The 22,981-nt window shown below is 69.2% G+C and carries 29 protein-coding genes; 10 read left to right on the top strand and 19 right to left on the bottom strand.

Annotation, left to right across the window (positions count from 1 at the left end):
• The first annotated feature begins 3 nt into the window (after positions 1 to 3).
• The 3 genes from OG801_RS10785 to OG801_RS10775 all read left to right on the top strand — a co-directional run bounded on the left by OG801_RS10785 (position 4) and on the right by OG801_RS10775 (position 3,408).
• Positions 4 to 690 (top strand): SRPBCC family protein, encoded by a 687-nt coding sequence (locus OG801_RS10785; RefSeq protein WP_406035713.1) that lies wholly within the window; start codon positions 4 to 6, stop codon positions 688 to 690.
• Between the two features lie 107 nt (positions 691 to 797).
• Positions 798 to 2,279, top strand: a complete 1,482-nt coding sequence (locus OG801_RS10780; RefSeq protein ID WP_406035712.1) for a flavin-containing monooxygenase — start codon at positions 798 to 800, stop codon at positions 2,277 to 2,279.
• 229 nt (positions 2,280 to 2,508) lie between these two features.
• Positions 2,509 to 3,408 carry a helix-turn-helix domain-containing protein gene (locus OG801_RS10775; protein WP_406035711.1) on the top strand — a complete coding sequence of 300 codons (900 nt, stop codon included), beginning with the start codon at positions 2,509 to 2,511 and terminating at the stop codon, positions 3,406 to 3,408.
• Between the two features lie 3 nt (positions 3,409 to 3,411).
• Here the strand turns inward: OG801_RS10775 and OG801_RS10770 are convergent, their stop codons facing one another.
• From OG801_RS10770 to OG801_RS10740, 7 genes are all read right to left on the bottom strand, one after another.
• Entirely contained in the window at positions 3,412 to 4,143 is a 732-nt protein-coding gene (locus tag OG801_RS10770; RefSeq protein ID WP_355021241.1) for a tetratricopeptide repeat protein, read from the bottom strand.
• A complete protein-coding gene (locus OG801_RS10765; RefSeq protein WP_355021240.1) occupies positions 4,140 to 5,042 on the bottom strand; it encodes a vWA domain-containing protein in 903 nt (300 codons plus the stop codon). Before OG801_RS10765 ends, OG801_RS10770 begins: the two co-directional genes overlap by 4 nt.
• Positions 5,039 to 6,118 (bottom strand): VWA domain-containing protein, encoded by a 1,080-nt coding sequence (locus tag OG801_RS10760; RefSeq protein WP_406035710.1) that lies wholly within the window; start codon positions 6,116 to 6,118, stop codon positions 5,039 to 5,041. The genes OG801_RS10765 and OG801_RS10760 overlap by 4 nt, the downstream gene beginning before the upstream one ends.
• Entirely contained in the window at positions 6,109 to 6,612 is a 504-nt protein-coding gene (locus OG801_RS10755) for a hypothetical protein (protein WP_406035709.1), read from the bottom strand. The genes OG801_RS10760 and OG801_RS10755 overlap by 10 nt, the downstream gene beginning before the upstream one ends.
• On the bottom strand, positions 6,599 to 7,486 hold the full coding sequence (locus OG801_RS10750; protein WP_406035708.1) for a DUF58 domain-containing protein: 888 nt from the start codon (positions 7,484 to 7,486) through the stop codon (positions 6,599 to 6,601). Before OG801_RS10750 ends, OG801_RS10755 begins: the two co-directional genes overlap by 14 nt.
• A 13-nt stretch (positions 7,487 to 7,499) precedes the next feature.
• The gene (locus tag OG801_RS10745) at positions 7,500 to 8,513 is read right to left on the bottom strand and encodes an AAA family ATPase (RefSeq protein WP_406035707.1); all 1,014 of its coding nucleotides are present in this window, start codon (positions 8,511 to 8,513) and stop codon (positions 7,500 to 7,502) included.
• 232 nt (positions 8,514 to 8,745) lie between these two features.
• Entirely contained in the window at positions 8,746 to 9,357 is a 612-nt protein-coding gene (locus OG801_RS10740; RefSeq protein ID WP_355021234.1) for an alpha-ketoglutarate-dependent dioxygenase AlkB, read from the bottom strand.
• Positions 9,358 to 9,504: 147 nt separating this feature from the next.
• Here OG801_RS10740 and OG801_RS10735 point away from each other — a divergent pair, with 147 nt between their 5' ends.
• Complete coding sequence (locus OG801_RS10735; RefSeq protein ID WP_355021233.1) at positions 9,505 to 10,218, top strand: GntR family transcriptional regulator; 714 nt, start codon at positions 9,505 to 9,507, stop codon at positions 10,216 to 10,218.
• Between the two features lies 1 nt (position 10,219).
• On the opposite strand, the gene OG801_RS10730 is transcribed toward OG801_RS10735, so the two are convergent.
• A complete protein-coding gene (locus OG801_RS10730) occupies positions 10,220 to 10,570 on the bottom strand; it encodes a hypothetical protein (protein ID WP_160026922.1) in 351 nt (116 codons plus the stop codon).
• A 77-nt stretch (positions 10,571 to 10,647) separates the two neighbouring features.
• Between OG801_RS10730 and OG801_RS10725 the strand changes: the two genes are divergently transcribed.
• Positions 10,648 to 10,905, top strand: coding sequence for a DUF4031 domain-containing protein (locus tag OG801_RS10725; RefSeq protein WP_355021232.1), 258 nt, complete (start codon positions 10,648 to 10,650; stop codon positions 10,903 to 10,905).
• Here the strand turns inward: OG801_RS10725 and OG801_RS10720 are convergent.
• From OG801_RS10720 to OG801_RS10685, 8 genes are all read right to left on the bottom strand, one after another.
• The gene (locus tag OG801_RS10720) at positions 10,902 to 12,149 is read right to left on the bottom strand and encodes an MFS transporter (protein ID WP_406035706.1); all 1,248 of its coding nucleotides are present in this window, start codon (positions 12,147 to 12,149) and stop codon (positions 10,902 to 10,904) included. The two genes, OG801_RS10725 and OG801_RS10720, sit on opposite strands and share 4 nt — an antisense overlap.
• Before the next feature lie 40 nt (positions 12,150 to 12,189).
• Complete coding sequence (locus OG801_RS10715) at positions 12,190 to 12,807, bottom strand: hypothetical protein (protein WP_406035705.1); 618 nt, start codon at positions 12,805 to 12,807, stop codon at positions 12,190 to 12,192.
• A 17-nt stretch (positions 12,808 to 12,824) separates the two neighbouring features.
• On the bottom strand, positions 12,825 to 14,021 hold the full coding sequence (gene serA, locus OG801_RS10710) for a phosphoglycerate dehydrogenase (protein ID WP_355021229.1): 1,197 nt from the start codon (positions 14,019 to 14,021) through the stop codon (positions 12,825 to 12,827).
• A gap of 74 nt (positions 14,022 to 14,095) precedes the next feature.
• The gene (locus OG801_RS10705) at positions 14,096 to 14,959 is read right to left on the bottom strand and encodes a peptidoglycan-binding protein (protein WP_406035704.1); all 864 of its coding nucleotides are present in this window, start codon (positions 14,957 to 14,959) and stop codon (positions 14,096 to 14,098) included.
• 132 nt (positions 14,960 to 15,091) lie between these two features.
• Positions 15,092 to 15,748, bottom strand: a complete 657-nt coding sequence (locus OG801_RS10700) for an exonuclease domain-containing protein (protein ID WP_355021227.1) — start codon at positions 15,746 to 15,748, stop codon at positions 15,092 to 15,094.
• Between the two features lie 59 nt (positions 15,749 to 15,807).
• On the bottom strand, positions 15,808 to 16,227 hold the full coding sequence (locus tag OG801_RS10695) for a hypothetical protein (protein WP_355021226.1): 420 nt from the start codon (positions 16,225 to 16,227) through the stop codon (positions 15,808 to 15,810).
• 37 nt (positions 16,228 to 16,264) lie between these two features.
• Positions 16,265 to 16,561, bottom strand: a complete 297-nt coding sequence (locus tag OG801_RS10690) for a DUF2087 domain-containing protein (RefSeq protein WP_406035703.1) — start codon at positions 16,559 to 16,561, stop codon at positions 16,265 to 16,267.
• Positions 16,558 to 17,565, bottom strand: a complete 1,008-nt coding sequence (locus tag OG801_RS10685; protein ID WP_406035702.1) for a TIGR01777 family oxidoreductase — start codon at positions 17,563 to 17,565, stop codon at positions 16,558 to 16,560. The genes OG801_RS10690 and OG801_RS10685 overlap by 4 nt, the downstream gene beginning before the upstream one ends.
• A 136-nt stretch (positions 17,566 to 17,701) precedes the next feature.
• Between OG801_RS10685 and OG801_RS10680 the strand changes: the two genes are divergently transcribed.
• Entirely contained in the window at positions 17,702 to 17,980 is a 279-nt protein-coding gene (locus OG801_RS10680; protein WP_406035701.1) for a hypothetical protein, read from the top strand.
• On the top strand, positions 17,977 to 18,600 hold the full coding sequence (locus OG801_RS10675; RefSeq protein WP_406035700.1) for a TetR/AcrR family transcriptional regulator: 624 nt from the start codon (positions 17,977 to 17,979) through the stop codon (positions 18,598 to 18,600). Before OG801_RS10680 ends, OG801_RS10675 begins: the two co-directional genes overlap by 4 nt.
• 7 nt (positions 18,601 to 18,607) lie before the next feature.
• Here OG801_RS10675 and OG801_RS10670 read toward each other — a convergent pair whose 3' ends face one another.
• The 3 genes from OG801_RS10670 to OG801_RS10660 form a co-directional block, all read right to left on the bottom strand.
• Positions 18,608 to 19,849: a DUF222 domain-containing protein gene (locus tag OG801_RS10670; RefSeq protein WP_406035699.1), complete on the bottom strand. Its 1,242-nt coding sequence runs from the start codon at positions 19,847 to 19,849 to the stop codon at positions 18,608 to 18,610.
• Positions 19,850 to 20,248: 399 nt separating this feature from the next.
• Complete coding sequence (locus OG801_RS10665; RefSeq protein ID WP_406035698.1) at positions 20,249 to 21,151, bottom strand: aminoglycoside phosphotransferase family protein; 903 nt, start codon at positions 21,149 to 21,151, stop codon at positions 20,249 to 20,251.
• Positions 21,152 to 21,205: 54 nt separating this feature from the next.
• A complete protein-coding gene (locus tag OG801_RS10660; RefSeq protein WP_355021219.1) occupies positions 21,206 to 21,502 on the bottom strand; it encodes a DUF1905 domain-containing protein in 297 nt (98 codons plus the stop codon).
• Positions 21,503 to 21,574: 72 nt separating this feature from the next.
• Between OG801_RS10660 and OG801_RS10655 the strand changes: the two genes are divergently transcribed.
• Genes OG801_RS10655 through OG801_RS10645 form a run of 3 tightly spaced genes read left to right on the top strand, consistent with a single transcriptional unit; the run spans position 21,575 to position 22,979 of the window.
• Positions 21,575 to 22,036, top strand: a complete 462-nt coding sequence (locus OG801_RS10655; RefSeq protein WP_406035697.1) for a pyridoxamine 5'-phosphate oxidase family protein — start codon at positions 21,575 to 21,577, stop codon at positions 22,034 to 22,036.
• The gene (locus tag OG801_RS10650) at positions 22,026 to 22,679 is read left to right on the top strand and encodes a hypothetical protein (RefSeq protein WP_406035696.1); all 654 of its coding nucleotides are present in this window, start codon (positions 22,026 to 22,028) and stop codon (positions 22,677 to 22,679) included. Before OG801_RS10655 ends, OG801_RS10650 begins: the two co-directional genes overlap by 11 nt.
• 42 nt (positions 22,680 to 22,721) lie before the next feature.
• The gene (locus OG801_RS10645) at positions 22,722 to 22,979 is read left to right on the top strand and encodes a hypothetical protein (RefSeq protein ID WP_406035695.1); all 258 of its coding nucleotides are present in this window, start codon (positions 22,722 to 22,724) and stop codon (positions 22,977 to 22,979) included.
• Positions 22,980 to 22,981 lie beyond the last annotated feature (2 nt).

Here is a 22,981-nt window from a genome sequence, read left to right as displayed (position 1 = left end):
GGCGTGGACCTGACGCACGAGTTCACGGTTCCGACCTCGGTCGAGGAGACCTGGAACAGCTTCCTGGACATCGGCGCGCTCGCCGAGTGCTTCCCGGGAGCCCAGGTCACCTCGGCCGAGGGCGACACCTTCACCGGCACGGTGAAGGTCAAGCTCGGCCCGATCGCCATGGTCTACGCCGGCTCCGGCACCTTCGTCGAGAAGGACGAGACCGCCCGCCGCCTGGTCGTCGAGGCCAAGGGACGGGACAAGCGCGGCAACGGCACCGCCGGCGCCAACGCGACCTTGACGATGGCCGCGGAGGGCACCGGCACGAAGGTCGAGATCGTCACCGATCTCGCCGTTACCGGAAAGCCCGCCCAGTTCGGCCGCGGGGTGATGCAGGACGTCTCCGACAAGCTCCTCGGCCAGTTCGTCGCGTGCCTGGAGTCCAAGTCGGCTCCCGCCGAGGAGCCACCCGCTGCTGAGGAGCCGTCGGGTGAAGCAAGCCCCGAACCTTCGGAGGCTGCCACCCCGGTGGGGTCACCCGCTCCGCGGGCCGCGGCGCCGAAGCACGCTCAGCAGCCCGAGGCGCTCGACCTCGGCGCCACGGTCGTACCGGTGCTGATCAAGAACTACGGCAAGAAGATCGCCGTCGGGGTAGCCGTGATCGCGGCGGTGGTGATCGTCTACAGGCTCCTGCGAGGTTGAACCCGTCGCGCAAACCGGATACCACCCGCGCAACGTGGATAGCGAGGGCCGTTCGACCTCTCTAGCGTTTCCATGACGCAGATCCCGCTGCGAGAGGAAACAGAAAAGTGAAGATCGCGGTCATCGGTGCCGGGTTCGCAGGCGTTGCCTCGGCCAAGGTGCTCAGCGAGCTCGGTCATGACGTCACCGTCTACGAGAAGGCCCCGGATGTCGGCGGCGTCTGGAGCCGGACCCGTCGTTACCCGGGCCTGACGACGCAGAACAACAAGGACTCCTACACGCTCTCGGACCTGAGGATGCCCAAGGTGTTCCCGGAGTGGCTCAGCGGCGAGCAGGTGCAGAGCTACCTCGAGATGTACGTCGAGAAGTTCGACCTCGCCCCGATGATCAAGCTCTCCACCGAGGTGCGGAGTGCCCAGCCGGCTGGAGGGGGCGGCTGGGACATCGCCATCGCAGGGGCCGACGGCGAGACGACCGAGCACCACGATCATCTGATTGTGGCCAGCGGCGTCTTCTCGGAGCCGTTCGCCCCTGCGTACGACGGGGTCGACGAGCTGGAGGCCGCCGGCGGCCGGATCCTCGCGGCGAGCGAGCTGCACGACCTGAAGACCGTCAGCGGCAAGCACGTCGTGGTCGTCGGCTACGGGAAGTCGGCCTGCGACGTGGCCGTCGAGATCGCCAAGGAGGCGGCCTCGACCACCGTGGTCGCGCGCCAGCTGCTGTGGAAGATGCCCCGCAAGATCAAGGGCGTCCTCAACTACAAGATGCTGCTGCTCACGCGCCTCGGGGAGGGGCTGTTCCCCTACCAGAGCATCCGCGGGGCCGAGAAGGCGCTGCACGCGGGTGGCTCGAAGATGGCCGGTTCGATGGTCGGCAGCGTCGAGTCGGTCACCACCAGCCAGCTCAAGCTGAAGAAGCTCGGGCTGGTGCCCAAGGGCCCGTTCACCGACATCGCCCGCTCGACGGTCTCGCTGGCCACCGAGGGCTTCTTCGAGGGCGTCGAGGCCGGGGACATCGCCGTCGAGCGCGACACCGAGATCGCCGCCTTCGTGACGAAGGAGGGCAAGCCGTACGCCGAGCTCGCCAACGGGCGCGCGGTGCCCGCCGACGTCGTGGTGACCGCGACCGGGTTCAAGCAGGAGCTCCCGTTCTTCTCCGAGGAGATCCAGGACCAGCTCACCGACGACAACGGCGACTACCAGCTCTACCGCCAGATCCTTCCGCTGAGCGTGAAGGACCTGACCTTCGCCGGCTACAACTCCTCGTTCTTCTCGCCGCTCTCGGCCGAGATGAGCGCCGTCTGGATCGGCTCGCACCTCGGTGGCGGCCACGAGGTTCCGCCGGCGGAGGAGATGGAGGCCCACGTCACCGCGCGGCTGGCCTGGATGCGCGAGCGCACCGACGGCCACCACGCGCGCGGCACCAACATCATCCCGTTCTCGATGCACAACATCGACGAGGTTCTCGGTGACGTCGGCATCGACGTCAGCAAGCGGGTCAAGGCAGTGCAGTGGCTGCTGCCGATCGACCCGAAGGCGTACGCCTCCATCACTCCCAGACTCGTGGAGAAGCTGGCAGCGAGGAGCTAGTACGGCGAGATGCCGGTGCTGGGTGGGGCCGGCATCTCGTTTCGGGACCGGGTCAGGACCTGGGCTGGGACCTTAGACGGTGATTGCGCCGTGTTCGCGTTGACGCGGCGCTGGCTCCGCTACGCTCTTCGGTCAATCGAGCACGCTCCAGGAGCCTCCATTGCCCCGTCCCCTGTTGGGTCGTCACACCGTTGTCGCCACCACTGACGTGGACCAGGCCAGAGAAGCCGTGGCCGAACGGTTCTGTGCCCATTACCTGGCGCTGACCAAGGCCGGTTCCCACCTCGACATGGTGCACAACGCCGCGCCGCTGGGCGAGGACGTGATGCTCAACTACATGCGCTACGGCGACGAGGTGCGGATCACTCCCGGCACCTTCGACGACTTCTACCTGATCCAGCTCCCGCTGGCCGGCACCGCCAAGGTCAAGGTGGGGGAGCAGGTCGTCCTCGCCGACCGCACCCGCGCATCGATCGGCTCGCCGACCGAACCGGTCGACATGCTCTGGTCCGACGGCTGCGAGAAGCTGCAGGTCTACATCCGCCGCAGCGCCGTCGAGGAGGCGGCCGCGGGCATCGGCGGTTCCGGGCCGGTGGTCTTCGATCCCAGCCTCGACCTCGGCCGGCCCGAGGTGCGCGACTGGCTGAAGATGGTGCGGCTGGCCTACGACAATGTCGAGGCCGGTGGCTCACTGCTGAGCTCTCCGCTGGTGGCCGCGCCCTATGAGCAGGCCCTCATCGGCGGACTGCTGACGATCCAGGCCAACACCTCCCTCGAGATCGTCTCCGAGGCCGGATCTCCCACCATCTCCCGAGCCGCACGCATGGCCGTGGACCTCCTCGAGGCCCACCCCGAGCGTCCCTGGAAGGTCGCCGAGCTGGCCCAGAGGGTCGGGGTCTCCACCCGCACGCTGCAGGAGGCGTTCCAGCGCGACCTCGACACCACCCCGCTGGAGTATTGGCGGCGTACGCGGCTGGACCGGGCCTACACCGACCTGCTCGCCGCCGACGCCACCGCCACCTCGGTCACCGAGGTCGCCGCTCAGTGGGGCTTCTTCCACCTCGGCCGGTTCTCCCAGGCGTACCGGGCACAGTTCCAGGAGCTTCCGTCTCAGACCCTCATGCGCTGACGGTCACCACTGGGGCTCGTCGCTGAACCCGCCGTAGTCGTCCAGGTCGGCGTCGTCGCGGCGGTAGTCCTCGCCGTCGCCGTTGCGCCGGTCGAGCTTGTCTTCCTTCTCGCCCTGGTTCTGCGGCTCCTCGGGCGGGTCTTCCTGCTCCTCGGGCTTGATCGGCACCTTCGGGGTCAGCTTCTCCTTCAGGCGCTCCTCGACGGACTCGCCCTGCTGGGACTGCTCGGGGCCCTGGCCGGCGTCGGTGGGGCAGTCGCCCTCCTTCAGGGTGGCAAGTGCCTCCTCGTAGGCCGCCTTCGCGCCGGGCTGGTCGCCGGCGTCCCGGGCGCGGTCGCCGATCGCCTCCTGGGTCAGCGACATGTTGATGCGTACGGTGCACTCGTGGTCCTCGGGCACGCGCTCCAGAGCCTCGCCGAAGTAGGCGACCGCGCGGGCGTTCTCGCCGAGCAGGAAGGCCGCGTTGCCGGCGTCGAAGTGGGCGATCCACGGCTGCAGGAAGTTGAGGTCGCGGTTGGCCGAGTAGTGCTCCATCGCGGTCGCGGCGTCGCGTACGTCCCAGGCGTCCCGGCCACCGCGGTCGTGGTGGTCCATCAGGATCACCTTCCCCAGGAAGGCCAGACCGATCACCACCGGCACGATCCCGGCGAGCAGCAGCGCGCGCCGCACCTGCTCGCGAGGAGTGCGTAGCGGTTGCGGCTCGGTCGAGTCGACAGGCGTCTCGGTAAGCGTCACGACAGCACCTCCTCGGCCTCGTGTGCGCGGCGGCGATGGCCCCACAGCTCCCACAGCAAGAGTGCCAGGAGCGGGAAGCCGAAGAGCCAGGCCCGGGACGTCTCGCCGCCGGCGGAGGTCTCCTCGGTGAGCATCTCGGAGTCCCAGGTCGAGGCCTCCGTGGTGATCTCCTTGGTCTCCTTCGTCGTGCGGTGAATCGTCTGAAGACCCATCTGACCTGCGATCTCGCGCAGGTTGGCCAGGTCGATCCGGGAGCGGGCGTCCTGGCCGTCGCCGTCCTTGAGGTAGCCGTCCTGGGGACGTTCGTCGTCCCAGGGCATCCGGCCGCCCCCCTCGGTGCCGTAGCCGAGCACCATGCCGCCGGCCGAGAGGTCGTCGACCTCGGCGAACGACTGCTGGTCGACGCCCTCGCGGGTGTTCTCGCCGTCGGAGGCGAACACCACGATCCGGCGCCGCTCGGGGAAGCGCTCCTGATCACGCTCGAGGGCCTCGATGACCGCATCGCGCGGAGCATCGACCATCGATCCGGAACCGTCGAAGGCCCGCTCGGCGTAGAGCCCGTCGACCCAGGCGTTGAAGGCGGTGGTGTCGTAGGTGAACGGCATCTCGGTGCGGACGACCTCGCCACCGAAGGTGATCGCACCGAACCGCACCGAGGGCAGCGCCGCCGAGAGCGCCTTGAGGTCCTTCTTGAGCTGCGTCATCCGGGCCTCGCCGCCGGGTGCGTCCTCGGCGACCATCGACCGTGTCCGGTCGACCACGACGAGGACATCGAGATCGGCCGTACGCATCTCCGCCGGTGCCGCGCCCCAGCTCGGCCGCACCAGGACGACGACGGTGAGCAGAACGATCAGCGCGCGGCGTACGAGCGTGAGGATCTGCCACCCTCTGGCGCTCATCGGGCCACCTCGCTCGGTGGCCGGGTCTGAGCGGGCAACGAGCCTCCGGGCGGCGCCGGCCGGGACGACGGGCCCGGGGACAGCCGTCCGGAGCGGACCAGGGCGTAGACCCACCCGGCGATCAGCATGAGGACCCCGAGGACGATCGTGGCGATCGGCCAGCCGGGAGCGTCGCGGATCTGGTACTTCGGCGGCTCGATGACCTCGTCGGCGGAGAGCCGGTCGATGCCGGCCAGGATCGACTCGATCGAGCCGTCGTCACCGAGCAGCGAGAAGGTGCCGCCGGTGTCGGTCATCGCCTTGTCGAAGGTGGCGCGCTTGTCCTCCTGGAAACTGAGGTCGGCGGAGCCGATGCCGTAGAGCTGGACATCGCGCTCCTTGGCGAACTCGGTGGCCTCGGGCAGCGTGTAGACCGGAGGCCCGCCCTGCGGGTCGTTGTCGGAGGCGACGATGACCGCCCGGCCGCGCTCGGAGTTGGACAGGTCGAAGCGCTTGACGCAGGAGACGATCCCGTCGCTGATCAGGCTCGCCCGCTCCTTTCCGAGGTAGGTGCCGGCGACGTACTCCTGGTCGCCGAGGGCGAAGGCCCGGCCGGCCCGCGCCAGCTCGTCCTGCACCCAGCCGTAGTCGTCGGTGAGCGGGAAGACGGTGACCGCGGCGTCGCTCCACAGGACGAGGCTGACCCGCTCGCCGTTGAGGCCGGCGACGAGCTGGGAGTAGGCCTGGGTGACCTGGGTGTCCTCGTCGAACATCGAGGTCGAGGCGTCGAGGCAGAGCACGATGTCGCGGGTGGAGTAGCGGTTCTGGGTGATGTCGGTGGCCTGCGGCCGGGCGATCAGCCAGATGCACCCGATCACCGCGAGCGCGATCCCCGCGGTCTGCCACCAGGACAACCACCGCTGCTGGGCCGCGAGCTCACGGAACCGGGGGAGCCGCTTGAGCCGCGCGGTGTGGGCGACGAGCACCGCGTCGGCCGGGCGGCGATGCACCCGGGCGGCGAACACGACGATCGCGGCGATCGCGATGATGGCGAGGACCAGCACGATCGCGCCGAGAACGGGCCATCTCAGGTCCATGTCGTCACCACCTGACGGGCCCGGCTGAGCGCCTCGGGGAAGCGCTCGGAAGCCTTGCCCTCCTCCTCGGAGGCGAAGGCGGGTGGGTACATCACCTCGACGGCCATCGCCAGCGGGCGCGTGCGGGGGTCGCTGCGTACGGTCGCCTTCAGGTCGGCGAGGACCATCTTGTCGGCCGGGATCTGGCTGACCTCGGCGACGTAGTCGCGCACGGTGCGGCTCAGGTGCTGGTGACCGACCCGCGCCGGTACGTCGCCACGGTGCACCGCCCGCTCGATCCGGTCGATCTCGGCCAGGTGCTCGGCACGGAGGTCACGCGGCTCGGGCACCCAGGGCGTCTCGAACTCGACGACCGGCCGGCGCTTGCGGGTCAGCAGGATGACCGCGATGTAGTAGAGCGCCATCGCGGCGAGCAGCGCGAGCGCGAGCACCAGCCACCAGCCCGAGTGGGCCAGTGGCTGCTGGAACTCCTCGGGGACGCTACCGGCGCGCATGGCGGTGCCTCTGCAGGAGATGAAAGACGGCGCCGATGGCGGTGGCGTCGTCCTGGACGCGCTGGTAGGCGATGCCCAGGCGGTCCAGGGTGCCGCGCAGGCCGTGCTCCTCGGCGGCGGCCAGCTCGGCGTACTGAGCCTGGAGGACCGAGTCGCCGGTGAGCCATCCCGGCAGGGCGGAGACGGTGTCGATGTCGACGGTCGGGGCGCCGCCGGGCACGGCGGTGGTGGGGTCGAGGTCGTCGATGCCGGCGACCAGGACCTCGTGCTGGACGGTGAGGCGGCGCAGGACCGCGGCCATCTCGTCGCTGACCGAGTGCTCGTCGGTGACGACGAGCAGGATCGCCCGGCGGCGTACGTTGGTGGCGATGTGGCGCAGGACGGCGACGATGTCGGCCTCGGCGGAGTCGGGGGTGATCGCGTCGTGGGCCTGCCCGAGCGCCCGCTCGAGCGCGACCTCGGTGTCCGCGGACTTGGTGAGCTTCTGGGTCTCCGAGTCGCCGTAGACGACCGCGACCTTGTCGCCGTGGCGTACTCCCAGCCAGCCGACCAGGCCGGCGGTGAAGATCGCCAGCTCGCGCTTGGTCGTGGTGCCGGTCGCCTGGGCCGCCATGCTCCGGCCGGTGGAGATCGCCAGCAGCACCAGATGCTGGCGCTCGGCGGTGAACCGTTTGACCAGCAGGCTCCGGGACCGGGCCGTCGCCTTCCAGTCGATGTCCTTGACGTCGTCGCCGGGGACGTACTCCCTCAGGTCGTGGAAGTCCATGCTGCGCCCGGTCTGGACGCTGGCGTACTCCCCGTCGAGCAGGCCCAGGACCTTGCGGTGGGCATGGATCATCAACCGCGTGCGGATCCGGGGAAGGTACGTCGCCATGTCGGTGCTCGGGTCAGGGGCTCGGGACAGCGCGGACCAGCGCGTCGACCAGCATCTCGGGCTGGACCTTCTCGGCCAGTGCCTCGAAGCTGAGGTGGAGCCGGTGGCGCAGGATGCTGTGGCGCAGCTCGCGAACGTCCTCAGGAGTCACGTAGGAGCGGCCGAGCAGCAGCGCCGCCGCGCGCGAGGCCTGCAGGAACGCGATCGAGGCACGCGGGGACGCGCCGATCTCGACGTAGGAACCCGACTCCGGCCCGAGGAGCTGGCGGGCGTTACGGGTCGCCTGGACGAGGGCGACGATGTAGCGCTTGATCGCCGGGTCGACGTAGACGCGCTTGGTCAGCTCCTGGAGCCAGATCACGTCATCGGGGTCGGCGACCGGGCGGGTCACCTCGTGGTCGGGGCCGAGCGTGCCGGCCTCGATGCGCTCCAGGACGACGAGCTCCTCGGCGTCGCTGGGGTAGTTGACGATCTCCTTGAGCAGGAACCGGTCCATCTGCGCGTGCGGGAGGACGTAGGTGCCCTCCTCCTCGATCGGGTTCTGCGTGGCGAGCACCATGAACGGGCGCGGCAGCGGGTGGATGTGGCCCGCGATGCTCGTCTGGCGCTCCTGCATCGCCTCGAGCATGGCGCTCTGTGTCTTGGCGGAGCTTCTGTTGATCTCGTCGAGCAGCACGAAGTTGGCGTGCACCGGGCCGAGCTGGGTCTCGAACTCGTGGTTGCGCTGGTCGTAGACCTGGGTGCCGATGATGTCGCTCGGCAGCAGGTCGGGGGTGCACTGGATCCTGGAGAACTGCGCCTTGACCGTCTGCGACAGCGTCGAGGCGGCCAGCGTCTTGGCCAGCCCGGGCACGCTCTCGAGCAGCACATGACCCTCGGAGAGGAGCGCGATCAGCAGCGCCGTCCTGAGCCGCTCCTGGCCGACCACACGGCTGCTGAAGGCGGTGCTGACCCGCCCGACGATCTCCTTCGCCCTGGCGATCTCCTCAGCGGACGGCGGGGCGATGGGTGGTGCGGTGGTGGTCAAGGCGGCTCCAGGGGCGTCGGCTGTCGGTCCCATCCTTTCCTACCAGCGTACGGAACGCATCTGGGACCCACCTAAGAGGTCGCGCGGGCAGGGCCGCCTGCTACGCGCCGCGATACGGGCGCGCTGGCTGCGTTGTCGCCTCTCGACGGTGCAACCAGACCGCCTTCGAGGCTTCGCCTTGCCATCGCACCCGTCTCGCGACGCTCGCGACGGCGCCCCTGCCCGCGCGACCTCAGAAGACGTTGCGGGGGCGGAACTGGACCGAGATCCGGGGGCCGGCGGAGGAGACCTTGGGGATGGCGTGCTCCCAGGTGCGCTGGCAGGAGCCGCCCATGACGACGAGGTCGCCGTGGCCCATCTGGATGCTCATCCCCTTGCCGCCTCCGTAGGGACGCAGGGCGAGGCGGCGGGGGTCGCCGACGGAGACGATGGCGACCATCGTGTCGTTGGTGCGGCCCCGGCCGATCTTGTCGCCGTGCCAGGCGACCGAGTCGTGGCCGTCGCGATAGTAGCAGCAGCCCGCGGTGACGAACGGCTCGCCAAGCTCGGGCAGGTAGTGGGCGGTGAGGCGGCCGCGGGCCTCGGCGAGACGGGGGTGGGGGAGCGGGTCGCCCTGCAGATAGGTGTGCAGGAGCCGAGGCACGTCGACGACGCGGTCGTACATCTGCCGGCGCTCCTCGTGCCAGGGGACGTCGCTGACCAGCGCGGCGAAGACGTCGTCGGGATCGGGCAGCCAGCCGCGGGCGATGTCCACCCAGGCTCCGCGGTCCAGATGGATCCGCTCGTAGGTCGTCTCGGTGGTCTCGTCGTCTGTGGGGGCGAAGAGTGTTCCCTGGAAGTCCACCCCGCCACCATACCTCGCGATCGAACACATGTTCTAGTGAAATCGGGATATTGTCGTTTCGTTGCAGTTGATCTGCCTCATCTCGTTGCAATGTCACAACTTGACTAAACTCGGGACGTACGCGAGGTGTACACCTACGCTCTGGTCATGGTCCGGTCGGTCGAGGGAGAGCGGTCGCTCAAGCACGTCCAGATCCGTGAGTACGTCAGGGAGCTGGTCATCGGCGAAAGCCCTGGTGCCTCCGCGCCCTCCGAGCGCGAGCTGGTCCAGAAGTTCAGCGTCGCCCGGGCCACCGTGCGGCAGGCGCTCGACGCTCTCGTCGCCGACGGTCTGCTGGTTCGGATCCCGGGCCGGGGCACCTTCGTGGCGCGCCCGCCGCGGGCGGCGAGCCCGGTGCTCGGGTTCAGCGAGGAGATGGCTCGCCGGGGGATGCAGGCGTCCTCCGAGACCCTGCTGCTCGGCCGGGAGAAGGCCGGCCCCACCATCGCCCGCGCGCTCAGCATCAAGGAAGGTGCGGCCGTCATCCACTGGCGGCGTCTGCGCCGCGGTGACGGGGTGCCGATCTGCATCGAGGACGTCTACCTCGACGAGGCGATCGTGCCCGGGATGCTCGAGCGGACCGCGCCGACCAGTCTCTACGCCGAGCTGGCCAGTCGACAGATGCGGCCGTCGTGGGTCGACGACACCTTCCGTGCCGATGTGGCCAACATCGAGGAGGCCACCCTGCTCGGCCTCTCGGTCGGCGTCCCCGTGCTCCGCAGGCAGCGGAAGTCGGTCGCGGGGGACCGCTACGTCGAGGTGTGCCGCTCGGTCTACCGTGCTGACCGTTATGCGCTGCACCTGCAGCTCGGTCCGTCCTGAGTCAGAGGTCGCCCAACGGAGCGACCACGTCACCGCTCTCCTCACAGACCCAGATCGGATCCGGACCTCCCAGGTCGGGAGTGATGTGGAGCGAGTGCACCGGCGACTCGGGCGGACACGTGGTGCACACCGGCCAGCGCGCCGAGGCCTCGCCGTCGAAGAGGAGGTCCTGGACGTCCTGGGCGACCAGGCCGGCGACGTACGCCTTGCCCTCCGGCCACTGCTCCACCCACCAGCCACGCTCGGTCATCGCGTCCTCGAGAGCGGAGACGGCTGCCGCACCGGCGAGTCCGCGGGCATCGAGGTCATGGAGCACCCTCGCCCGAGCCTCGAACAGCACTGTCGTGTTCATCACGGACCATTCTTGCCGACCGGTCAAGGCTGTGGACGCAGCCTGTGGTCTCAGGGTGAACACGGTAAGAATGGCCCGTGATCCTCATCGACCCGCCGAACGTACCCAGTCGCGGCCGGATGTGGTCCCACCTCGCCAGTGACACCTCCTACGAGGAGCTGCACGCCTTCGCGAGCCGGATGGGCATCCCGGCCCGAGGCTTCGACCGGGACCATTACGACGTACCCGCCGAGGTCTACGACGACATGGTCGCCGCGGGTGCCGTCGAGGTCACCTCTCGGGTTCTGGTCTCCGCTCTCCTCGCCGCCGGCCTACGCCGCCGCAAACCCCGTTAGGCGGGTGACTTCTCGCCCGGCGGGAGCGACGCCTCCGCTGGGGTGGACATCCGTCGCGTGGTGAGCCAGATGGCCGCCGCGATGAGCAGGCCGAGGCCGCCGCCGAGGACGAAGCCGCCCTGCCAGCCGATCAGGTCGATGGCGAACCCGGCGGTGGGGGCGCCGACGGCGCTGCCGAGGGTGATGGCCGAGCCGTGCCAGCCCATCACCTCGCCGCGTACGTTCGAAGGGACGCTGCTGGTGATCGCCTCGAGCGCGGCGGTCAGGGTCGGTGCGCAGAAGAAGCCGCTGAGCAGGAGCAGGACGGTGAAGGAGACCGGGTCCCAGGCGAACGCGGTCAGGACCGTCGTCGCACCCAGCAGGACGAGCATCACCGCGGTGGAGGGGTGGCTGTTGAGGGCGCCGTAGATGAGTGCGCCGAGCAGCGAGCCGAGCGCCCAGATCGCCATGACGAGCCCGAGCAGGGCGGTGCGGTCGAAGTCGCGCATCGCGGCCACGGTGCCGAGGTCCTCGGCGATGAGAATGAGCGAGGCGGTGAAGGTGCCGGCGAGCAGGAGGGTGACCCCCGGGTTCACCCACGAGGGGAGCCCGAAGCGGCGCTTCGGGACAGCGTCGCTCGGGACGGTGTCGCTCGGGACGGCGTCGCTCGGGACGGTCGGCTCGCCGTCGGTGATCATCGGGTTGAACAGCCACAGCACGACTGCCGCGGCGATCCCGAGCCACTGGATCAGCAGCATCGCCCAGGCGGTGCCGAAATAGCTGGCGCCGAGCACGCCGATCACCGGTCCTACCATGAAGCCCAGCTCGGTCATCATCGCGTCGGCGCTCAGCGCCGCGGTGCGCTGCCCGGGACCGACCGAGCGGATCATCACCTGGCGCACGACCGAGAATGACGGGACCGTGAAAAGCCCGGCGACGGCGACCAGCGCGAGCAGCGGGAGGTAGCCGACCCAGGGCGCGATCGACCAGGCGATCGGGAGGATTGCCAGCGGCAGCAGGAGCGTACGCCGCAGCCCGAGGCGGTCGAGGAGCCGACCGAGCCAGGGCGCGGAGATCGCCATCGCGATCGCGAGCATCGTCGAGACCAGGCCGGCCTCGGCGTAGGAGCGGTCCAGCGGGCCGACCACGTGAAGGGTCACGATGACAGAGGACGCCGGCATCGGGATCCGCAGGAACAGACCCAGCACCAGGATGCGGCGAACGTCGGGGATCCGCCACAGGTCGGCGTACGTCTGGAAACTCACCGACGAATTCTGTCACCGGTGAGCGGTTCCATACGAATCGTTATCGGTCAGGCGACAGGTATGTGTTCAGGGTCTCCATCTCGGCCGAGATGTTGGCCCGCGCGGCGGCCTCCCAGCTGATCCTCGCGAAGGGTGTCGAGAAGAGCGACTCCTTCTCCAGCAGCCGCTCCAGGACCTGGGCACGACCGACGCGGAACTCCTCGTCGGAGAGGTGCTGGTACTCCTCGCGGACGGTCGCGGCGTACTCCGCGTAGCGCTCCGTCGGCGCCGCCAGGATCGCCAGGTCGGCATCGGAGAGCACCCGGCCGCTGCGGTCCTCGGCGGTGGGGTCGTGGGTCTCGGTCAGCCGCACCAGCCGGGCGACCTCGGCCACCGTGTCGGCGTCCAGGTAGGCGCCCAGTGCGTCCTCGGCCCAGGTGGCCGAGCGCTCCTCGGCGTCCCGCTCCCCGTCGTAGACGGAGTCGTGGAAGAACGCCGCCAGGGTGACCGTCAGCGGATCGAAGTGCTCTCCCTCCGCCCGCAGCTCTTCGATCCGGTCCAGCACCTCGGTGAGGTGCCGGCGGTCGTGATAGCGGCGGGTCGGGTCGTCGTACGCTGCCAGGACGTCATCGAGAAGGTCGGTCGCCTCTGGCAGCGGCCAATGTTGCGGGAGCTCCATGAGCCAGAACGCTAGCGTCAGGCGTGGTAGGCGCGCACCCACCGGGTGTGCGGGTTGGCTGTGATCTTCTCCAGCGTCGTCGCAGGTACGTCGGTCACGTCGGTGACCACGAAGCCGGTCTCACCGGCGGTGGCGAGGTACTGACCGGTCACGTTGACCCCCTCGGCGGCGAGCAGCGCATTGAGGTCGGCGAGCACACCCGGGACGCTGTCGTGCAGCAGCGCGAGGCGCGCTCCCTCGGCCAGCGGCGGCGGCTGGACGGCGGGCAGGTTGACGCCCAGCGCGGTCGACCCGGAGCGGATGAAGTCGCGCAGCTTGCTGGAGACGAACCAGCCGATCTCCTCCTGGGCCTCCTGCGTCGAGCCGCCGACGTGCGGGGTCAGGATGACGTTGTCGAGACCCTGCAGCGGGCTCTCGAAGGCGTCGCCCTGGGCCTTGGGTTCGATCGGGAAGACGTCGAGGGCAGCGCCGGCGATGTGACCGGACTCGATGTGCTTGCGCAGCGCGTCGTTGTCGACCAGGAAGCCTCGCGCCGCGTTGATGAACAGCGAGCGCGGCTTCATCTTCGCGAACTGCTCCTCGCCGAACATGCCCAGGTTGCCCGGGCGTCCGTCGATGTGGATGGAGACCACGTCGGCCTCCTCCAGGAGCGCGTCGAGCGACTTCATCCGGCGCGCGTTGCCGTGGGCCAGCCGGTCGGCGATGTCGTAGAAGATCACGTACATCCCCAGCGCCTCGGCGATGTTGGACAGCTGGGTGCCGATGTTGCCGTAGCCCACGATGCCCAACGTGCGGCCGCGGATCTCGTGGGAGCCCTTCGCGGACTTGTCCCAGACGCCGGCGTGCATCTTCTCGGTCTTCTCCGGCAGCCGTCGCGCCAGGGAGATGATGTAGCCGATGACCAGCTCGACGACCGAGCGGGTGTTGGAGTAGGGGGCGTTGAAGACGGCCACGCCGCGCTCGGCGGCGCCGGCCAGGTCGACCTGGTTGGTGCCGATGCAGAAGCAGCCGATCGCCTTGAGGTCGGTGGCCGCGTCCAGCACGCGCGGGGTGATGTGGGTGTTGGACCGGATGCCGAGCAGCGTGACGCCTGGAAGGTCGGCCACCAGCTCGTCCTCGGAGAGAGACTTGCTGCGCAGCTCGACCTCGAAGCCGGCCTTCTCGAGGTTCTCGACAGCGACGGGATGGATGTTCTCCAGGAGCAGCGCCTTCATGGCTCAAGCCTAAGACGCGGGACGTACGCCTCCTCAATCGTGCCCGAGGGCCGGACGGCCGCGCACGGCGGTTCTCAGGACCAGTAGATGACGACGCCGTCGCCGATGTTCACCTGGTCGTAGAGCGAGGTGATGGCGCCGTAGTCGCGCACGTTCACGCAGCCGTGGGAGGCGCCGTTGTAGCCGTTGGCGGCGAAGTCGGGGGAGTAGTGGACCGCCTGGCCGCCGGAGAAGAACATCGCGAACGGCATCGGGGTCTTGTAGATGGAGGAGATGTGGTCGCGGCTCTTGGCGAAGACCGAGAACTGGCCCTCGCGGGTGGGCAGCTCCTGTGAGCCGAACCGCACCTCGACGCTCATCTGTACGGTCCCGCCGACGACCCAGCGCAGCACCGAGGTGGACTTGTCGATGCACATCACCCGGCCGGTCAGGCAGCGCGGGTCGAGCTTGCCGGAGGGTACCGGCGGCGGCGCGTTGGTCAGCTCGGCCTCGGTCGGCTCGCGGGTCATCGCGTGCAGCCGGTCGAGCGTGGTCTGGTCCACGAAGCCGGTGACCGCGATGCCGCGCTTGCCCTGGAAACCGGAGACGGCCTCGGTGGTGACGTTGCCGTAGAACCCGGTGACGCCCGCGTTGAACCAGCCGATCTGCTTCAGGCGCGCCTGCAGGTCACGTACGTCGTCACCGCCGTCACCCTTGCCGAAGAGCCGCGGACCCGAGGTCGGGGACGGCTTCGGCTCGGGCTTCGGCTTCGCGCTGGGCGACGGTGTCGGCGTGGAGCTCGGCGATGCCGACGGGCTGGCGGAGGAGGAGCCCGTGGCCGGTGAGGCAGTCGCCTCGGGCCCAGGCGCAGCGGCGGGCTCCACGGCGCAGGCCGCGAACGTCGTTGCCAACAGAGCGGCGAGCGCCCCGGCGATCAATCCCCGGATGACCATCTTCATCGCCTCACTTCGGACCAGGGCCCTCAAGGTGCTGTTACTTCAAGTAACGCGGGGCCGACGAGATAGTGATGTCCGAACCGGGTCCTCCGGTTGCATTTCTGCGGGAGATGTCCCGGATGTTGGGACGATCTCTCAGTGAAGCGGTCGCCGGACGCGGCTGAACCAACGGCGTACGGTCCGTTTCAGCCGGTGTCGCGAGGTGTTGCACTCCACCAGAGGCAGGGTGAGGCCGACCCGGTCGGCGTCGGCCAGCTCGCGCAGCAGGATCTCCGCGGCCACCCGGGTGTCGTCACCGGCGTCGTGGGCCCTCAGTTGCTCGACCGCGTAGTAGGCCGCGATGGTCGCCAGGGACTTGTCCGGAACCTCCAGCGCGAGCGCCTTCGCGAACCGCATCGTGCACAGCCACTCCAGGACCTCGAGGCGTACGCCGGCACGGTCCGACTCCACGGCCACGAACGTCCAGTCGAACGCGGCGTTGTGGGCCACGAAGACCCGGCCGGCGAGACGCTGGGCGATCGTGGCGGCCACGTCCCGGAAGGGCGGGGCACCGGCGAGGTCGGCACTGGTCAGGCCGTGGACCTCGACCGGTCCGGGGTCGACGCCGGCGCCGGGGTTGACCAGCGTCTCCCACTCCGACTCGGCGGTGCCGTCGGCGGCGATCTGGCGGATCGCCACCTGGATCACGCGGTCGCGGTAGGGGTCGAGCCCGGTCGTCTCGACGTCGAGGACCGCGTAGCCCCGGCTATTTCGCCGGGCTTCGCTTCGGCCGCGTGATTCGGTGGTGGTCACAAGGCTGACGGTATCGGTGAGCACCGACAGTCCGGGCCGGTGTGTCCCCGCGTGCGGAGCTAGCCCGACACCACGCCCAGAGCCACGATGCCGACGATGAAGAGCAGCAGCACGACCATCATGAGGACGAAGCCGAGGATTCCGGGCTTGCCCTGCTTCTCGTGCCCGATCGCACCCTTGCTGAACCCGGTCAGCGGCGCGGCGTAGAAGACCGGAACGGTCTGGCCCTCGGCGACGTCGAAGCTCAGCGACGCCTTGCCGAACTTCCAGGTCCACTGGGCGTACATGTCGACGTTCCAGCGCCCCGGCGGCACCGGGAAGACGTTCCGGCCGTACTGCGTCGGCATCTGGTGGCCGTTGAGCTTCACCGTCGGCACGATCATGTTCGAGGTCATGTGGCTGCCCTGGATCGTCAGGTCGATCCACCCCACGGGCGGCTGTCCGGGCACTGGCTGGCCCGTCTGGTCCGGCATCGTCATGGGGCGAATCATGCCCGACGGACGGGACCCTCGCTGCTCAGACCTCCACGCTTCCGCCGTCGCGCCAGTAGTAGCCGCCCTCGCGCATCATGAATCCCTCTTCGTGGAGGTAGCGTCGCAGCGCCGCGACGTCCTCGTGGAACTGTCTCAGGACGTCGTTGACCTCGCGCTCGGGGTAGACCTTCCCCGGCTCGAAGGCCTGCGCGAGCTGGTTGAGCACGACCAGCTTCTTGACGTGCTTCGACGGGATCGTCAGCAGCCGCCCGTCCTTGCCGAAGAACCGTCTCAGGGTCTCGGCGTCGTCGGGTCGGGGCTGCCAGGTCGCGCGAGTCACCTCTTCATCGTGGCCGATCCGGCTGGGCCAAGCGAGTGGTTTCTCTGCCGCGGCCGCCCTCGTGCCCGGCTGACGAGGTCGTGAGCGGCGGAGGCCCAGTCGGCGTACTCGAACTCGAAGCCCGCTTCTCGCAGCCTTCCCGGGACGACGCGACGGCTCTTGAGGAGCAGTTCGGTGTCCGTGCGCAGCGCCCAGGCTCCGACCTCAGCCATCCAGCGAGTGGCGGGCAACCCGATCGGCATGCCCGCCTCATCGCGCAGCGTGCGCATCAGGTCGCGCTGGGGCAATGGTCCCGGTGCTGCCAGGTTCACAGGTCCGGCGATGGCATCGTGCTCGATGAGCAGATCGCAGGCGCGTACGAAGTCGGTCTCATGGATCCAGGAGACGAACTGGTCGCCGCCGGCGACGGGCCCGCCGAGACCGAGGCGCGCCATGGTGAGGAGTACGTCGAGGACGCCGCCGTTGTCAGGGCTCATCACCATCGCCGAGCGGAGCGCAACCTTGCGGGTGTGCGGTGTTGCCGCCGCGGCCTGCTCGGCCTCCCAGCTCTTGGCGATCCTCGTCGAGAACTCCCAGTAGGCGGGGGTGTCGGGTTCGCTACCGCCGATGATGCCGGTCGCCTCGTCGTTGGGCCCGTCGAAGCGGTGGGCGTAGATCGTCGCGGTGCTCATCTGCAGCCATGTGTGCGGCGGAGCCGATGCCTTCGCGATCGCCTCGCCGACGACCCTGGTCGACTCGACGCGCGAGTCCATCATCTGCTTCAGGTTCACGTCGGTGTAGCGGCAGCTGACCGTCTGGCCCGCGAGGTTCACCACCACGTCCGCGCCGTCGATCTCATCTGCCCACGGACCGATCGTCCGGCCGTCCCAGAACTCATGACGTACGCCTTCCTCCAGCTCTTCGGGGTGGCGCGAGAGCACCACGACCTCATGTCCTCGCGTGCTCCAGGCACGCCGCAGGATGCCTCCGACCTGGCCGGTTCCGCCAGGGATGACGATCTTCATGTCTGCGACCATACGGTCAATTTGAGCGATCGCTCAAGAGGTGCGCTACCTTGAATTTGAGCAATCGCTCAAATGAGTCGGAGGAGGCGTACGTGGTGGGTCTGGTGCGGATCATTTTCGGAGTCTTCCTCCGGGCATGGCTGTCGCCGCCGGTCTGATCGCGGGACTCTTCGCGCATGCGATCACCCGTCGTGCGCGGATCCGGGCGCTGCGTACTCCTGAGATCTTCGTCTACTTCGCGTTGGCGGGAACGCTGGTGGCGACCGCGCGACTCGTGATGGCGGAAGGATGGATCCATGCCGGGCCGTGGATCGCCCTGCTCTGCGCGTTCGTAGGCTTCATCGGTGGCGGCATACTCGGTCTCGTCCTGATCGGCTACAACCTGCTCGTCACCAAGGAGCCCGCCGCAGAATGAACCCCACCAAGGCCAAGCTGATGTCGGCGGTCACCGACCTGCTCAAGCAGGAGGGGATCGCCGGTCTCTCGGCGCGGGCGGTCGCCGACCGGGCAGGGGTCAACCAGGCGCTGGTCTTCTACCACTTCGGAACCGTCGTGGACCTCGTCGACCAGGCGTGCCGGGCGGTGTCGGACGAGGCGGCGGCGTCCTACCGGGAAGAGTTCGGGCAGGTGACCTCGCTGAGCGAGCTGCTGGAACTCGGGCGAGGGCTTCACGAGCGCGAGCGAGCCGCCGGCAACATCACCGTGATGGCCCAGTTGTTGGCCGGTGCGCAGCGCGACAAGACGCTCGCCGAGACAGCGCGCTACGCGTTGGGCCGGTGGAACGAGGAGATCGGGGCCGCGGTCGCTCGTGCCCTGGAGGGGAGCCCCGTCGAGGGTGTGGTGGATGCACCTGGGCTGTCGCGTGCGATCAGCTCGGCGTTCATCGGCCTGCTCATGTACGACGGCGTCGACCGCCCCGGCGCGGATTCGGCCTTCGCCTCCCTCGAGCAGCTCGGCACGCTCGTCGAGGTCATCGAGGATCTCGGGCCCGCGGCCCGGCTCGTTCTTCGCTCCCGGCTCAAAGGTCGCGGCTAGCGCCACTCTATGTGCGTCTGGTGAACCGGATGTCGCCGCTGGGCAGGCGTTCGTGGAGGTACGCGGTGTCGTGGGCGCGGTGGTGGTGATGGGAGCAGAGCAGGGCGGCGTTGTCGAGGTCGGTCGCGCCTCCTTGGGCCCAGGCGAGCCAGTGGTGGGCTTCGGCCCAGGTGCCGGGGATGTCGCAGCCCTCGGCCTCACAGGTCGCCGAGCGCAGCAGGAGGGCTCGGCGTTGGGCGGCGGTGAAGAAGCGTTCCTTCCGACCGAAGTCGAGAACCTCGGACGCGCCCCCAAGAACGGCCGGGATGATGCCTGCGGTGCAGGCCAGCCGCCGGGCCTCGGCCGCGGTGATCGGGCTGCCGCCGAGGATCTGGGCGATGCCGGCTTCGTTGCGGAGCTGGTCGATGTCGATCGTGACGATCACGGTGGTGGCATCGCCGCCGTGGATCGGGAGCCGGGCCGGGTCGAGGGTCTCGAGCAGCTGGCAGAACGCCCGGCCCAGGCGCCGGTCGTAGGGCAGGTACTCGCCGGTCTCGGTGCGGGTGCCGTCATCGCGGCGGGGTGAGGCAAAGGCTTCCAGGTTGGTGGCCAGCCGGTCCGCAGCCGCGTCCGGGACCACCGCGGAGATCCGGGTGGTGCCGTCCCCGAGCCGCCGCATGGCCAGTCGGGTCTTCTTGCGGGCGTGGGCCTCTTCGGCGGCGAGGCGTCGGGCTTCTTCGGCCTCGGCGATCTCAGGGGCGATGACATCGAGGATCCGGCGCCCGAGGCGGCGGAGTTGGGTGGGGTCGAACTGGGTCGCGTAGCCGACCAGGGTCTCCTCGGCCTTGATCCGGATCTCGGGGTCGAGATCGGCGGGCAGATCGGCGAGAGCGTTCACGATCACCTGGGCCTGGGCCGGGTTGCAGACGCCGGCCCGCATCGCGGCCGCGACCTGGTGATACCTCCGGTCGAGGGCCTCGGCGAGGCGGAGGTCGGCACGCAGGGTCTCCGGACGCTGGTGGGTGTGGTGATGCAACCACGCCGCCACATCCCGCGCCCCGGACTCAGCGGCCACGTCATCAGCGGTAGCGAGTAACCGCAGCTCGAGCTCAGCCAACTGGGCTTTCGCCCGGGCGATCTCGACCAGGGTGGCGGCCTTCTGATCGGTGGCCATGAACGCCGGATTCGCCGCCGCGACCTCCTCGAGGGCGCCGGTGATCGCGACCACCGCCCCGAGCACAGGGTGTTGTGGCTGCTGCAGCGTGGTCATCGAATCGGTCACCTCCCGACGTACGAACTCTCCACACCCGCCCACGCGGATGTGTTCTGGTTCGCTGGTCTCGGAGGCCCGGCAGTACGGGCTATTACTTACCCTCGCAGCTCAGCGTTCACGCCCCTGGTTCCCCTGGATTACCCCACCCCCGTTGTCTCCCGGATGAATAGGGCACGCCTCTTTCGAGGTGGTCGGCCTTCACGTTCACGCCTGTGCCGATCCTACCACACAAAGCAAAACCAATGAACCCAATCAGGGACAGGTATCCCCACGAAAACCCAGACCGCTGCTGGAAGCCCGCAAGACACCCAAATGGCACCCCACCCAGACACCCTGCTTCTAAATCTCCCAACCCAATCCCGGTATTGGCCCCACCCACGCTGGGAGGCGAACCATTCAGCCGACCAGAGCGGCCCGGGCCATCACGAGGCGGTCGGCGCAGCGTACGGGCATGGTCTGCCAGTAGTAGGGGAAGGTCATGAGCGCGATGAAGAGGGCCCAGCCGCGGCCGCGAAGCCAGGTGGCGTCGTCGACGTCCAAGATCCTGCGGAACTCGTCGCGGCCGGCGGCGTCGAGGAGCTCCCAGGCGCAGATCAGGTCGACGGTGGGGTCGCCGACGGAGAGGGCGCCGAAGTCGAGTACGGCGGTGAGGCGGCCGTCGCGGGAGAGGAGGTTCTCGGCGAGCAGGTCGCCGTGGAGCCAGTGGATCCCGGCCCCCGCAGGGGGAAGGGCCGTCACCTCGTCCCAGACGGACTCGACCGCGACCAGGTCCAGCTCGAGATCGGCGAGCTCCCGACACTCACGCAGCCTCGACCGGACGTCGGCGTCGAAGCCGGCGATCGGCTCGCCGCGATACCAGCGCAGGCCGGGGTCGTCGAGCGCCTCCTGAGGCACCTCGGTCCGGCGGAGCCCGGTCACGACCGAGGCCAGGTCCGTGGCGGTGACGTCACCCGCGCCCGGGGCAGGCTTCTCGCCGTCGAGCCAGCGCACCACGCTCCAGCGCTCGGGGTAGCCGAAGCCCGGCTCGCCGACCGTCACCACCTCGGGCGTCGCCACCTCGAGGTTGGCCGCGAACCCGGGCAGCCAGCGCGCCTCCTGCGTGATCGTGGCGGATCCGCCGGGCTGGCGGGGGAGGCGTACGAGATGCTCCTCGCCCAGCCGGAAGAGCCGGTTGGTCGACCCGGTCGAGTCCAGCGGGCGGAGGGCAAGTTCTGCGTACGTCGCGAGGTCCCGCCTCAGCAGGGACCGCACCAGGTCCGCGTCGATCATCAGCTCGTCATCGTGCATCCGGGCGCTCATCGTGGCCGAGCCAACCATGCCGGTGGCCGGCGGCGCGCGGGATTTTCGCGAAGGTCAGACGAGGGTGATCGAGACGAGCGCCCGATCGCCGACCTGGAGGTCCTCCCGGCGGCGTACGTCCTTCTTGATCGGCAGCGCATAGCCTTCCTGGCCCGGGAAGACCGACGTCCTCCAGGTGGTCGTGCCGATCCGCGCCTCGACCCTCACCGACCCGAAGCCGCGGGGCGGGCCGGTCGCGATCGACGCCTCGCGGATCTCTTCGGTGACCTCAGGCGGCGCGGTCACGAAGATCCAGGCGTCGGTCGTGTCCTTCCATGGCCACAGCTCGGCCTCGAAATCCCAGGTCTCCACGCGCTCATCCTCCCAGGTCGGCGTCTGGAAAATGATGGATCGACCGGCATGGCCGGCGGCTAGGGTGCGGCCATGGCTGACCCTCGCTCCCTCGCCCAGAGACTCTCCGACACCCGCACCCGTCTGGAGAACGACATCGACCTCTGGATCGCCTCCGCGCACGACGACCAGCCGTGGCTGGTGCCGATCTCGTTCGTGTGGTGGGAGGACGAGATCTGGATCGCGAGCATGGGCGGGGCGCGCACCCAGCGCAACCTCACCATTTCCCCGGTCGTACGCCTGGCGCTCGGCGAGCTGCGCGACGTCGTGATCATCGACGGTCGCGCCGAGGTCGAGCCGATGGAGCGTACGCCGAAGCGGGTCCTGGAGATCTACGCCGAGAAGCAGGGCGGCGACCCGAGCAGCTGGGCGGACAGCCTGATCCGCGTCCGGCCGACGAAGATCCAGGCGTGGCGCGAGTCGAACGAGCTCGAGGGGCGCCACCTGATGCGGAACGGCCGTTGGCTGGACGAAGGCGGGTCCGATGGAAGCTGAGATCCCGCTGACCGAGGACACCTTCCGGGCGCTCGCCCGATCTTCGCCGTGGCGCTTCTCCGCGCTGCACTTCACCTGGCGGACGCGGGACGAGGGCGACGTCGAATGCTGGTTGCGCAGACCCGGCTGGCTCCGCGTACGCGATGCCGACGGGGATCGCGTCGAGAAGGGGGAGGCTCCGGTGTTCGATCCGGAGCCGGTCCTGCGCGCCGACGGTCTCGTGGAGAGCCGGTCGCGGGCCTACACCCACGACATCGACGACCCGATGTGGAACAACTACCTCTTCGTGTCGATGCTCGATCCCGAAGAGCTCTCCGCCGACGTCGCGCTGAGCGACCTGCGTTCGCAGGAGCGAGCGGGTCGGGAGACCTGGTGGGCGAGGGCGGTGCCCGGGGATGAGTACGAGCCGCGGTGCGGTTGTTGTCCGCTGCTGTGGTCCTGGGTCTCCGACCGCTACGAGTACGGCGACGGCGACCCGGGCTGGCAGCCGTCCCCGGGGACGGTCTACCCCGAGGCGTACGACGTCGCGCTGGACGTCGCGACCGGGGTCGTCGTGCAGCTGACCCCGGTCGGAGGTTCACGTCCCGATCTCGGCTTCGAGACCACGATCCATGTGGCAGAACTGTCGGTGGTCTCTGTTTAGGTGGTGGTGAGGACGACATCCGATCCAGACGGAGGAGATGTCATGACCATCAGCACGACCATCGATGAGGAGATCGAGCGGCTCGAGGAGGAGCTCGGCGAGCGGCCTGCCTGTGAGTGCAGCTGCGGCAGCCCGGACAGCGACGCGGAGCCTTGTGGCGAGGTGGCGGCGTACGCGGTGACCGTGCTCTGCCCCGACGACCGGTGCACCCACACCTATCTGTTGTGCCGGGAGTGCCGAGACCTTTGGGTGCAGAACTGTCCACCCCCTCACCAGCTCCGCATCGTTGCGCTCGGGTGAGG

The sequence above is a fragment of the Nocardioides sp. NBC_00163 genome, assembly GCF_045206295.1.
Classification (GTDB): domain Bacteria; phylum Actinomycetota; class Actinomycetes; order Propionibacteriales; family Nocardioidaceae; genus Nocardioides.
The sequence above is the reverse complement of the archived record's forward strand: the minus strand, read 5'-3'. Positions and strand labels throughout refer to the sequence as shown.

What these genes read in the sequence shown, in the direction of transcription:
- OG801_RS10765 (WP_355021240.1), bottom strand. Translation starts at nt 5,042, where the DNA reads ATGAGCGCCAGAGGGTGGCAGATCCTCACGCTCGTACGCCGCGCGCTG.
- OG801_RS10760 (WP_406035710.1), bottom strand. Translation starts at nt 6,118, where the DNA reads ATGGACCTGAGATGGCCCGTTCTCGGCGCGATCGTGCTGGTCCTCGCC.
- OG801_RS10755 (WP_406035709.1), bottom strand. Translation starts at nt 6,612, where the DNA reads ATGCGCGCCGGTAGCGTCCCCGAGGAGTTCCAGCAGCCACTGGCCCAC.
- OG801_RS10750 (WP_406035708.1), bottom strand. Translation starts at nt 7,486, where the DNA reads ATGGCGACGTACCTTCCCCGGATCCGCACGCGGTTGATGATCCATGCC.
- OG801_RS10735 (WP_355021233.1), top strand. Translation starts at nt 9,505, where the DNA reads ATGGTCCGGTCGGTCGAGGGAGAGCGGTCGCTCAAGCACGTCCAGATC.
- OG801_RS10730 (WP_160026922.1), bottom strand. Translation starts at nt 10,570, where the DNA reads ATGAACACGACAGTGCTGTTCGAGGCTCGGGCGAGGGTGCTCCATGAC.
- OG801_RS10715 (WP_406035705.1), bottom strand. Translation starts at nt 12,807, where the DNA reads ATGGAGCTCCCGCAACATTGGCCGCTGCCAGAGGCGACCGACCTTCTC.
- serA (WP_355021229.1), bottom strand. Translation starts at nt 14,021, where the DNA reads ATGAAGGCGCTGCTCCTGGAGAACATCCATCCCGTCGCTGTCGAGAAC.
- OG801_RS10705 (WP_406035704.1), bottom strand. Translation starts at nt 14,959, where the DNA reads ATGAAGATGGTCATCCGGGGATTGATCGCCGGGGCGCTCGCCGCTCTG.
- OG801_RS10695 (WP_355021226.1), bottom strand. Translation starts at nt 16,227, where the DNA reads ATGACGATGCCGGACCAGACGGGCCAGCCAGTGCCCGGACAGCCGCCC.
- OG801_RS10685 (WP_406035702.1), bottom strand. Translation starts at nt 17,565, where the DNA reads ATGAAGATCGTCATCCCTGGCGGAACCGGCCAGGTCGGAGGCATCCTG.
- OG801_RS10680 (WP_406035701.1), top strand. Translation starts at nt 17,702, where the DNA reads ATGGCTGTCGCCGCCGGTCTGATCGCGGGACTCTTCGCGCATGCGATC.
- OG801_RS10675 (WP_406035700.1), top strand. Translation starts at nt 17,977, where the DNA reads ATGAACCCCACCAAGGCCAAGCTGATGTCGGCGGTCACCGACCTGCTC.
- OG801_RS10670 (WP_406035699.1), bottom strand. Translation starts at nt 19,849, where the DNA reads ATGACCACGCTGCAGCAGCCACAACACCCTGTGCTCGGGGCGGTGGTC.
- OG801_RS10665 (WP_406035698.1), bottom strand. Translation starts at nt 21,151, where the DNA reads ATGAGCGCCCGGATGCACGATGACGAGCTGATGATCGACGCGGACCTG.
- OG801_RS10655 (WP_406035697.1), top strand. Translation starts at nt 21,575, where the DNA reads ATGGCTGACCCTCGCTCCCTCGCCCAGAGACTCTCCGACACCCGCACC.
- OG801_RS10650 (WP_406035696.1), top strand. Translation starts at nt 22,026, where the DNA reads ATGGAAGCTGAGATCCCGCTGACCGAGGACACCTTCCGGGCGCTCGCC.
- OG801_RS10645 (WP_406035695.1), top strand. Translation starts at nt 22,722, where the DNA reads ATGACCATCAGCACGACCATCGATGAGGAGATCGAGCGGCTCGAGGAG.